Origin of the sequence: Moritella viscosa (assembly GCF_900120065.1) — a bacterium.
GTDB classification, from domain to species: Bacteria; Pseudomonadota; Gammaproteobacteria; order Enterobacterales; family Moritellaceae; genus Moritella; species Moritella viscosa.
Window position 1 is genome coordinate 1 of sequence record NZ_FPLG01000116.1, and the last position, 3,952, is coordinate 3,952.

General features: G+C 35.8%; 3 protein-coding genes. 1 reads left to right on the forward strand and 2 read right to left on the reverse strand.

Annotated features, from left to right (window positions below):
- Nucleotides 1-419 precede the first annotated feature (419 nt).
- Together BT797_RS19705 and BT797_RS19710 are read right to left on the reverse strand one after the other, a co-directional pair.
- Nucleotides 420-1,580 carry an exo-beta-N-acetylmuramidase NamZ family protein gene (locus BT797_RS19705; RefSeq protein ID WP_082293741.1) on the reverse strand — a complete coding sequence of 387 codons (1,161 nt, stop codon included), beginning with the start codon at nt 1,578-1,580 and terminating at the stop codon, nt 420-422.
- Between the two features lie 65 nt (nt 1,581-1,645).
- Nucleotides 1,646-2,593, reverse strand: coding sequence for a 5'/3'-nucleotidase SurE (locus tag BT797_RS19710; RefSeq protein ID WP_075473245.1), 948 nt, complete (start codon nt 2,591-2,593; stop codon nt 1,646-1,648).
- 442 nt (nt 2,594-3,035) lie between these two features.
- Between BT797_RS19710 and BT797_RS19715 the strand changes: the two genes are divergently transcribed.
- Nucleotides 3,036-3,893: an N-acetylmuramoyl-L-alanine amidase-like domain-containing protein gene (locus BT797_RS19715; RefSeq protein ID WP_075473246.1), complete on the forward strand. Its 858-nt coding sequence runs from the start codon at nt 3,036-3,038 to the stop codon at nt 3,891-3,893.
- Nucleotides 3,894-3,952 lie beyond the last annotated feature (59 nt).

The following is a 3,952-nucleotide window of genomic DNA, read 5'->3' on the forward strand; positions in this document are numbered from 1 at the left end:
TCTTATGAAGACCCAGACTCAGTCATTACTGATTCTTATGAATAATCTGACATTATTCACCTAAATAATTATTTAAGAGTTGTATTGTGGAAACGCTACGTACCTAGATTAATTATTGTGAGGTTTGGTTCGCTAAATTTCACGTAGCGAACCAGTTTTTTACTTAGCTCTTACATAAGGTACATTGTACGCAGTTATTATTATAACTGCGTAAGTGCAATATAGTAATGTCACACTCTAACAATTTAGAGAAGTCATATTTTAGTATACTTAGTCGTAACTAATCCAAGTATCGCGCTGTGCCATGTTGATTACTATGAGTGAAAAAGAACTACATCGTTTAGGGATTATTAAGGATATATTTGTCCTAAACGCGTTTCTAGTGAAACGCTAGGTCACTAGTTGGTAAATTGAACCCATTAGTACAGTGTACGAATCGTTCGTTTCCATGCTAACTGTTGTTGTTCCCATGTAGTTTTAAAATGACTGTAGTCCAGACCTTGATCGATAGCAAGCCGAACTTTATCAGTGCCAAAATGATAATCTATCGCATAGTCAGTGGCATCTGGAAACTTAAACCACTCAAATTCTTTATGTAAGAGCCTTAATACACGTAACAGTTCATAGGGTGTTCTGGTATAGTCAACCAGATCAGCATCCTCTATGAACAATTGAATACCATAACAAAATTCACCTTTAAATTTGGACTCTGTAGGAGTGAAATATACTTTATTACATACCAAGCCTCTAAGTTCCAAATTTCTCAGGGCCTGTATAGTCTTATCAACCTGCAACCAAGGAGCTCCGAATATTTGAAAGGGTCTTGTGGTGCCCCTCCCTTCTGAAAGATTTGTGCCCTCTATGTTGACCGTTATTGGATAATATTTCACCGAGTCAATAGTAGGAATATTTGGTGATGGGGCGACCCAATGATACTTGTATCTGTCTATCCACAAATTACGATTATAATTATCCATCGCAACAATCTTAAGATCCAACTGAGGGTAGTAGGTATCTTGTATATGTATAGCAAACTCACCAATCGTCATGCCCGTAGATGTCAGCATCGGTATTGCACCAATGAAAGACTCATACTGTTTTTCTAAGATATTTCCAAAAATTTGACAACCCATAGGATTCGGTCTATCCAATACAACAAGCCTTTTTTTCAGTGTATAGCAGGCTTTTAGCATATCAATCAGCGAAGAAATATAGGTGTAATACCTTACCCCTAAATCTTGTACATCAAAGACGACCACATCAATATTCTTAATTCTTTCATTAAGTTTTTCTCTGCCCTCTCCATACATGCTGTACACAGGGAGTCCCGTTTCTATATCAATAGTATCATCAATCTTAATATCTGCAGGCTTATCTCCTCTAATTCCATGCTCAAAGGCAAATAATGCACTAAGTTGAATTTGTTTTTGAGAAAACAACAGATCTACTGTAGATTGCAAAAAATAATTAACGCCAGTTGGATTCGTTGCTAAACCCACCCGAGAATTGTTCGGTACATATGACGATACATCCCGCATCAGTACATCAATTCCCAATGTACAATCTATTAATTTTTTCAAATGTTTACCTCCTTTATACAAGCATTATTAGCTATCCATGATAGTAATAATGCTTGTGTGCTAACCTATTTTTGTTTTAAGCCAGATAAAAGCTTCTTAGTAAGAGCGACTCTACCTCGTCTCGCCTGTAAACAACCATCTATTGTACTGATTGTTATGTAACGATTAACCATGGCACCTTCAGAGTTTTCATTGCTGTCCTTAATGTCACTGGGAACAAAACCGACGCCATGTTGTCCTTTAAGGTTCTTAGATGAATAACTCTCTACATTAGGTATTACACCTAGGTCTTCGAAAAACTTAACCATATGGTCACCTGCATTCCAGCCCACATCGGTAAAGTGATAATCTGAGTTATTTTCGAGATCTTTAGGAATGTTGATATTTAGTCCCATATGAATCGGTAGTAACGGTTTAGTCTTATCCGTACGCTTGGTTTCCAGTTCATCGATAACCTTTATCACTACATTAGCAATCCCATCATAGTCCTTAGAGTCCCTATGACTACTGACAGCTATGGCCGGAATACCACGACTGAGCGCAATCATCGCAGCCCCTAATGTTCCAGAGCTATTATTCATATAACCTAAATTGTGGCCTTTATTCGGGCCTGAAACAACAAGATCTGGTGCCTTTTCCCACTTTTTCTGTGCAGCAATATCTATACCATACAAGACTGACATAACAGGTGTGCCTTCGACATAATCGTTGAATTCTTGCGTTGTATTCACATCCCCAATACAGTACTCATACTCAGATTCCCTCGTCATATCTACTTTAACCGGGTTAAAGTAACTAAATGAACCACCCTTACCACTCTGTTCTGTACAAGGTGCCGCAATAATCACATCGTGATGTTTTGCAACCAATGCATCTTTCATTGCCTTAATATTATGGCTATTCCAGTTATCGTCGTTAGTTAATACAATATTTAATGCTGACGCCGGAGCAGAAGAAAATATAGCTTGAGTAATCAGTGCAGACAATAGACCAGTTTTAATGTTTATTTTCATTTTATTCCCTATTTATTGACCTAATACTAGATGATTAATAACAAAGGGTATCCATTCTGCAGAGTTTTCACTTGTAATGCAAACGATTATCATTATCATTCAAAGGGGTAGCTGAAAGATAATGTATCAGTGTTGACCAGCGACAAATAAATGTTAAGCAAGTTAGGAGCGTCACATTAGTTACTTATCCCGTTTTAGCGGCTAACGTAAATTGGATTGGTTTGGTTTGCCATGCTGAACGTTTGGGTACTTCTCGTTTGCTCCAAGGTGCCACTTCTTTCTTCCTGGTTTCATTAGCGTAAATAAACGACAGAAGCCATTAGAGTTAGTCGAAATATCATGGTGCAAGATTAGAAAAAACTTAAAAGTAACACGAAGGTTAATTACGTGGTCATTCCACAGTAATTTAACGTTAACTATAAATGCTCAAAGGATTTTTATTATGAAGTTAAAAATTTTATCTGTATATCTAATTCCAATACTGCTATCGGGCGTTGCAAATAGCGTAACACTTAAAAATGTTGATGCGAACGTTATAAGTAAGGTAGTTATTGATAATTATAAAATGCATGATTTTGACTTTTATGCATCTGACTATGAAACAAAAGCAAATAAACTTAATCACATTTTAAATAGCAATAAAGAGGATAACAAAAAGATTCAATCTATTTCTAAATTGTTTTTAAATACTCCTTATGTTAGGAATCGCCTTATCGGGTCTAATAAAGAACCTGAACAATTAGTGGCAGATTTCCAAGCCTTAGATTGCTTTACCTTTCTAGATTATGTCGAAGCGTTAAGAAAGTCAGATAACCTATCTGACGATTTTTCCCGTAATTTAATTAGAACACGATATAAAAATGATAACGTTGATTATTTATCACGAAAACATTTTTTTTCTGATTGGTCATATGTTGATAGTCATGGTAACCGAAATGCTGAGGATGTGACGACTTCGTTAACCAATAATACTAAAACAATCTCAAAAGAGTTAAATGAAAAAGAAGATGGTGGTCGCTACCTCAATGGGTTACAAGTAATTCACAGGGTAATCAATTATATCCCAGGTAAAAACATTAACCAGAATGTTATAAATAATCTGAAAAATGGTGACTATATTGGAATATATACAAATATAAAGGGGTTAGATGTAACTCACACAGGGATTTTTATTAATGGAAAAAATGGTCCTGTGTTTAGAAATGCATCATCGCTCTCTAAAAATATGAAAGTAGTAGATACACCATTTTTAGAATATACCAAAGAAAAACCGGGTATTGTAGTTTATAGAGCTATATAAACCGATTTTATGGCCCCTGTCCCAAAGTCTGTGTAATTACCTATCATTAACTTAATCAT

Excerpts from the sequence above, each read along its gene's own strand:
- BT797_RS19715 (WP_075473246.1), top strand. The coding sequence starts at position 3,036 with ATGAAGTTAAAAATTTTATCTGTATATCTAATTCCAATACTGCTATCG.
- BT797_RS19710 (WP_075473245.1), bottom strand. The coding sequence starts at position 2,593 with ATGAAAATAAACATTAAAACTGGTCTATTGTCTGCACTGATTACTCAA.